The 6545-nt window shown below is 61.9% G+C and carries 5 protein-coding genes and 1 pseudogene; 2 read left to right on the top strand and 4 right to left on the bottom strand.

The window, feature by feature from the left end:
* Positions 1 to 62: 62 nt before the first annotated feature.
* The 3 genes and pseudogenes from MUB52_RS22140 to traA all read right to left on the bottom strand — a co-directional run.
* A pseudogene (locus MUB52_RS22140) lies at positions 63 to 674 on the bottom strand (DDE-type integrase/transposase/recombinase); the annotation flags it as partial.
* 281 nt (positions 675 to 955) lie between these two features.
* A complete protein-coding gene (locus tag MUB52_RS22135) occupies positions 956 to 1162 on the bottom strand; it encodes a helix-turn-helix transcriptional regulator (protein ID WP_263846334.1) in 207 nt (68 codons plus the stop codon).
* A gap of 120 nt (positions 1163 to 1282) precedes the next feature.
* Complete coding sequence (traA, locus tag MUB52_RS22130; protein WP_263846333.1) at positions 1283 to 4264, bottom strand: Ti-type conjugative transfer relaxase TraA; 2982 nt, start codon at positions 4262 to 4264, stop codon at positions 1283 to 1285.
* Positions 4265 to 4424: 160 nt separating this feature from the next.
* Between traA and MUB52_RS22125 the strand changes: the two genes are divergently transcribed.
* Positions 4425 to 4763 carry a conjugal transfer protein TraD gene (locus MUB52_RS22125; protein ID WP_263846332.1) on the top strand — a complete coding sequence of 113 codons (339 nt, stop codon included), beginning with the start codon at positions 4425 to 4427 and terminating at the stop codon, positions 4761 to 4763.
* A 1-nt stretch (position 4764) separates the two neighbouring features.
* Entirely contained in the window at positions 4765 to 5010 is a 246-nt protein-coding gene (locus tag MUB52_RS22120) for a conjugal transfer protein TraD (RefSeq protein ID WP_263846331.1), read from the top strand.
* Between the two features lie 29 nt (positions 5011 to 5039).
* Here the strand turns inward: MUB52_RS22120 and MUB52_RS22115 are convergent, their stop codons facing one another.
* Positions 5040 to 6308 (bottom strand): tyrosine-type recombinase/integrase, encoded by a 1269-nt coding sequence (locus MUB52_RS22115; protein ID WP_263846330.1) that lies wholly within the window; start codon positions 6306 to 6308, stop codon positions 5040 to 5042.
* Between the last annotated feature and the right edge of the window lie 237 nt (positions 6309 to 6545).

Here is a 6545-nt window from a genome sequence, read left to right as displayed (position 1 = left end):
TTTCACCCGACATCGCCGAAACCATCCAGATGGAAACTTGGTGCATTTGCTACCTAAGACCGCAGGCATTCGTCGCGAAGACTACCATTGAAGCTTTCGATGAACGCGTTTTGTTGCGGCTTGCCGGGATCGATGTAGTGCCAGTCAACATCGTTGTCGTTTGCCCATTTAAGGATCGCCCGGCTAGTGAACTCCGTCCCATTGTCCGAGACAATGCTCCTTGGCTTTCCATAGACACGCACAAGGGCATCCAGTTCGCGTGCCACCCTGGCACCAGAGATCGATGTGTCCGCAATCAAGCATAAGTTTTCTCGGCAGCAATCATCATTCACGGCCAAGATGCGGAACCGGCGAGATGCGCCGAACGTGTCGGACAGGAAGTCCAGCGACCAACGCTCAACCGGCTTTAGGGCCTCTGGCATTGGTGTTCGTACCCCTCGGGCCCGCTTACGACCTCGTCGTCGCCTCACGCCCAGCTTTTCCTCTGTGTATAGCCGATGCGGCTTTTTGTGGTTCATGATCATGCCTTCGCGCTCCAACATCACGCCGATCCGGCGGTAGCCAAACCGACGCCGTTTGGCAGCGATCTTCTTCATCTCCTTGCGGATGTCAGGATGGTCCGGCGGACGATCGCGCCGGACAGTCTTCGGGTCAACACCAACGAGCCTGCATGAGCTAAGTAATGCTGCGCAAGCGAAGTCCAATTTACGAACGGCGGTTTTGTCCGCATTGTGTGAGTCCAGCAACCAACTGGATTTGCGACTGCAGCGGAAGTCAGCAAATACGGGCCGCACCGTAGCGTCGGATGTCGACGGCAATGTCGGCATTATGCCCGTTCAAGCCAGTTTCCCGCACCACGGCAAGCAACAGTTTCGTCTTGCAGCTTGTTCTTCGCCAGACATCGCTGGCTTATGCGCGAGGCAACCCGGCAACACTGCAAAACCCTCTGCGGCTGTCAGCGTTCCTCTTGCTTCAATCGCCAGCCTACCGGGTTTTCAACCCACCTGTTGATGTCGGATTCCCGCCATCCTGCACCGTGGATGCTGATCCTGAGCTGGGCGGGGAAGGTGCCTTCGGCAATCTTGCGATAGATTGTGGACCGGGACAGGCCGGTTCGGTCGAGGACGGTGGTCAGGCGGATGATACGGTCTGGGTCGGACATGGGTTTATTGCCTCCTGCTGGATGTTCTTGATCCAGACAGAACGCCGCGAGCTGTTGGCGCAAGACAGTCCGGCCCATCGTCGCAGCAGGGCGTGGAATGGGCGGCAGATCGGATATGTGTCAGAGACCGAGACCGCGTCCCCGGGTGATGTCGATGCCGTGACAATAAGCCAACTCCGCACCGAGTCGACGGCCCGAGTCCATTCGAATACCCAGTTCGGCCTTGCGGTTGGCAAGCAGAGATTCCAGCTGCGGATCGCGTTGGAGGCTTTTCGCCATCTCGCCCATCTCCGCTCGTGTCGCGCGGTAGTCGGACATCGTGCCCGACCGGTAGTGCGACAGGCTGGTCCGATCAAGGTGCTGCCAGCGCTCCACGAACTGCGCGGCCCGGCGCTCTGGAGAGGTGCGCAACTGCGTCTCAAGTTGAAGCGCCCGGATAGCGCGGTTGGCTTGGCCCGATCCGGCCTCGCGGGCAAGGGACGGGTCCTTGGCATAGGCTGCTTCGGCATCGCGCCAGCCGTCAGGCCGGACCTCTTCGAAGGACGCGCGAGACTCGGCGAGGTCGCGCAACTGGTCAGGCGTGCCCGAGTTCCCCCTCTCCTGAGCCGTGAAGATCGCATCCACCGCGCGGGCATGGCGTTTGAGGGCTTCGGTGCGGGCTTTTCGCATTGCCGCTTCCGGGTCATACGCCAGGGCCTTTTGCAGCGCATCCGCGCTGGGACGGATATCCTTCCTTGCCTCTTCCCTTCCCGGCCTCTGCGCGACATCCGAGCCAAGCGCGCCGTCTCTGGCAGGGCGCGACCCATCAATCCTATCGCGGAGTCTCTCCGGCACGATCTTGCGCAGGACCTCGATGACACGCTCCCGGAATGCAATTCCGCGCCGCGCGGCAAAGTCCTGCGCCGGATCGGCCTCGGCGTAGTCGAGCGCCATGTCCTTGGCCCGGTCGCGGGACAGTGTGCGGATCAGCCGATCCTGCGAGGAGAAGTCGTCGCGACCGTAGTGCAGGTTCAGTCCGTCCCGATGCCGCGACAGGGCGACATAGCTGCCATGGGCGTCCAGGCCCGGCGTCGCGAGAACATGGGTGCGGTCCACCGTCATGCCCTGGGCCTTGTGGATGGTCGCGGCATAGCCGTGGTCGAGGCGGTCGTAGTCCTTGAGGTCGAAGGCGATGGAGCGCCCATCATCGGTCTGGACGGACATAGACTGCGCGCTGGCCTCATGGATGGTCCCGAGCGTGCCGTTCTTCACCCCAAGGCCACGATCATTCTGCAGGAACATCACCCGATCGCCGCTGGCAAAGCAAAGGTCACCCCGCTCGACCGTCAAGGAGACGTCCTCGCCCAGGTCGCCCGCCGCGCGTTTCCGCTCCCGCGCCAAGTCATTGAGCAAGCGCACTTCGGCGTTGGTGTGGGTCAGGATGATCCGGCTCTGATCCGGTGCCGCCTGACGGTCGCGGTCCCAGCGGTCGATCAAATCGACCCGCGCTTCGTCACGGGTCTGAGCACCATGCGCCATGCCATGGTTGTCGTAGGCGTCAATCGCCGCCCCCGTCCGGCCGGTCGCCAGATCACGGGTGGCGTCGCGCTGCCAATCTTCGCGCTGACGGCGGACCTCTCCGATCTTCGCTCCTCCATGTCGCTCTTGAAGAGACCGGAAGGCTGCGCCCGCCTCGATGGATTGCAGCTGCTGCGGATCGCCGACCAGCACGAGTTTGGCCCCCGCGTCTGCGGCATGTGACAGCACGCGCTCCAACTGCCGCGTGCCGACCATGCCCGCCTCGTCGATAACCAGCACATCGCGCGCGGTGAGGTGATTGCGGCCTTGCACCCATCCATGCTCGAGGCTGGCGATGGTCCGCGACGCAATCCCCGATCCGCTCTCTAGACCGTCCGCCGCGATGCCGGAGAGCGCCGCGCCCCGGACCTCGTAACCCGCCGCTTCCCAGACCTCCCGTGCCACCCCCAGCATCGCGCTTTTTCCCGTCCCGGCATGACCCACGATGATCCCGATATCACGCCCACCGGTAATCTGCGTCAGAGCGTCGGCTTGCTCGCGCGACAGAACCAGACCGCGCGCTTCCGCACGCGCCAAGGCTGCTTTGCGATCCGCATCCCGCACGTCGTGACGTTGCTTCTCGGCCAAGACTTTGGCGGCGCGATGCAGACGTTGTTCGGCCGCGATCATCGCGCGGGTGGTGAAGCGGTGTTCGCCGCGCCTGTCCTGACCGAGCTCCACCAGATCAGGCGCGCCTCGGATTGCGTTGTTCACCGCGTTGAACTGATCGATCCCATCGCTGTGCCGATGTGTGAAGCGTGCCATGTCGCGCTGCGTGAAGGTCGATTGCTGATGGGTAATCGCGTCTAGTGCAAGCGAAGGTTCCGCGATGATCCTCGCTCCGTTGTCGCGTGCGATCTCACGATGCAGTTCGGCCCGGTCGGCAGGGCTCCCTTCGCCCGCGATACGCTGCGCGGGCGCGCCGATCTGGCTTTGCGGCTCCAGCGCGATGCCTTGGTCTTCCAGACTCCTGTGATCGATGCGTGCGTCAATGTCGAGTTCAGCCAGGCGCTCGTTGGCAAGCGTCGCCCAGCGTTCCCTCCAACGCTCGACCATCCCGGTGCTGTTCCAGTCGCGCACCTTTTTGCCAAACCCATCTTCATCGACGGACCGCATCGTCAGCATGACGTGGGCATGGGGTTTGGGCAGTCCATCCGCATCCCTGTCCCAATGCACATTGAGATCGGCGATCATACCGCGATCCACGAACTCGGCTTGCACGAAGTCGCGGGCGAGCGCTATGCCCTCTGCTTCGGACATCTCGCGCGGGATCGCGAACTCCACCTCGCGCGCCAACTGCGCATCGCGCCTGACCTCGACCGCCTCGACGGCGTTCCAGAGCTGTTCGCGGTCGGACCATGCTTCGGGCGTGTTCTGCGGTAGCAGCACTTCGGAATGCACGACACCGCGCTTAGCGGTGAAGTCATGGGGACGGTCCAGCCGCTCGTCGCGCAACCGCGATGCTGCGCGGTAGGCAGCGGACGCCACCGCGCTGGAACCAGCCGCGCGCCCGATGACTTTCACGTGGAGATGATAGATTGCCATGATGGCGCAATCATCTACACAAGAACGCCCACGTCGGAACGACGTATAAGCGCGCCCTCCCTCAATAAAATCTCGGGATGGACCGGCGCGTCCCCAGCCGTCCTGGCGACTCTGCTGCCTTCTGCAAGATGCCCCGCTATCCTCTCTGCATCAAAACGTTATGGAGAATGCAATGCGCAAACCACGGGATTACGACGCGGAATTGAAGGCGCTGGAGCTGAAGACGAAAGAGCTGAAAAACCGCAAGGTGCAACAACTCGGCGAGCTGGTCGTCGCCACTGGAGCCGATGCATTCAGTGCAGAGGAACTCGCCGGTGCGTTGATCGTGCTGGCCGAGACAACGGATACTGCAAAAAGGGAGGCTTGGTCAAAACGCGGTGCCGCGTTCTTTCAAGGCCGGTCGCGGAAACCTGCAAAAGCGACTGACCGCGACGCGAAAAGCGCTGCGGCGCTCTCTGGCGGCGCGCCATCGGCATCAGGCCGCCCGGGTGCGGCGTGACATGCGCAACTGGCAGGTCGAACGCCGCAAACGCACCCGCCATCTGATCGAATTGGGTGGATTGGTCGTCAAAGCAGGGATTGTGGAGATCACCGGCGATGACCGCGCTCTGATCTACGGCGCGTTGCTCTGGATGGCAGAAAAGCTCAAGGGCGAACAAGGCGATCATGCACGAGTAGTTTGGGCCGAGAAGGGGAAAGGGGCGTTCGAAGACGCTCAGAAAAGAGATGGGCCCTTGGGCCGGTAGTGGTCCAGAAGTCAGCGGCCAGCGACATGTTAGGGGCATTGCCCCGTGCAGAACTTTGCCCAGCGGTCCATCAAAGGCCTCCGCTGTTCGAGGAAGTCGGTCTGGCGATAGGTCCGGACGACCTTGCTGTCGGAGACGTGCGCCAAGACCATCTCGGCCACCTCATGCGGGGCGTCCGTCTCTTCGGCTAGCCAAGTGCGTAGACTGGACCGGAAGCCGTGTGGACGTGCTTCCAGCCCTCGGCGCTCCATCAGCCGTGCCATGGTTGCGTCACTGATGACGCCCTTGCGGACAGACGGAAATAGATACCCATCGCGCTCGTAGGGGCGGGCAAGCTCGAGAACACGTTGTGCCTCTGCGCTGAGAGGGACGCGGAAGTCCTCTGCAGCACCGAGGCGCGCCTTCATGTTGTTCGCGGGCACGGTCCAGATATCGCCACCTATTTCTTCCAGCCGCGCAAACCGCACGGGCCGTGAGCGAAGCCCTGTAAGGATGAGCAGTCGCAGCGCGAGATGCGTGATCGTTGGCTCATCAATGGAGGCGTAGAACGGCGGGACATCCTCCCACGGCATGCTTGGGATCGACGTGACCTGGTGCCGTTGCCGACCGAGGAGTTGCTTCGCCTTGGCAACCGCCTGCAAGTCGACATCGAGGCCCAGGGCGGCTGCGTGATCCAGGACGATCTTGAGGCGATTGGCAGCCTTCGTGGCCGTCGCAGCCTTGGAATGCCAGATCGGCATAAGGGCGTCCCGGATATCGCTTTGGGTAATCTCAGAGACGGGCATTTGCCCGAGTTTGGGCAGCACATGATGCTCTAGCGGGCTGTACCATCGTCCCGCAGTCCCATCCCCCTTGAGATCGGCTTTGCGGCTCTCGAAGGCGTCCAACGCGACATCCTTTAGAAGATGCCGATTACGCATGGCGTCCTGGCGTTGTCTGCGTCGATGCTCGATGGGGTCTTTGCCTTTGGCGACCAAAGTCCGATAGCCAGAGGCGAGGTCCCGGGCGTCCTTCAGGGAGAGCGCCTTTAAGCCACCGAGCCCCATCTCCCGACGACGTCCGTAAAGCGTGTAGCGGAAAACCCATTGACCGCCGCCATCCTTGCGCTTGATCATGCGCAGGCCATCGCCGTCCTCGTGCTTGCCGGGTGGCGCGGATTTGATAAAGAGGGCTGTTAGGTTCCCCACAAATTTATCCCCCAAATTATCCCCCAATGAGTATAGGATTTGTTGGGTCGACGCAAGTTTCCTTGAGATCGTCGAATCTGGAAAATCCACTTTTCCAAACAGATATGGCATTACATGGAGCCTGCTGAGACTGGAATGCCATGCCGTGTGGGGGCACCAGCTTCTCGTGAAAAGCAGTTGTTTCGGACCGGACGACGGTATTGAACAACAGACGCGGCCTGGTCGGGTGCCGGGGTACACTTGCAGCGTTGCCTTTGGCTTACTCGCCAGGTCGCTGGTACGCCCAGATTGAACGCCGTCTAGGACGTGCAGTGCAGAACCAAGGTTGGATGAGGGACTTCGCCCGGC

Source organism: Roseobacter sinensis, assembly GCF_025755255.1.
Lineage (GTDB): Bacteria > Pseudomonadota > Alphaproteobacteria > Rhodobacterales > Rhodobacteraceae > Roseobacter > Roseobacter sinensis.
This window is presented reverse-complemented; position numbering and strand designations above follow the sequence as displayed.

Bases quoted from the DNA above. Each gene is read 5' to 3' on its own strand.
- MUB52_RS22125 (WP_263846332.1), top strand. From the start codon at position 4,425: ATGGAGAATGCAATGCGCAAACCACGGGATTACGACGCGGAATTGAAG.
- MUB52_RS22135 (WP_263846334.1), bottom strand. From the start codon at position 1,162: ATGTCCGACCCAGACCGTATCATCCGCCTGACCACCGTCCTCGACCGA.
- MUB52_RS22120 (WP_263846331.1), top strand. From the start codon at position 4,765: ATGCGCAACTGGCAGGTCGAACGCCGCAAACGCACCCGCCATCTGATC.
- MUB52_RS22115 (WP_263846330.1), bottom strand. From the start codon at position 6,308: ATGCCATATCTGTTTGGAAAAGTGGATTTTCCAGATTCGACGATCTCA.
- traA (WP_263846333.1), bottom strand. From the start codon at position 4,264: ATGGCAATCTATCATCTCCACGTGAAAGTCATCGGGCGCGCGGCTGGT.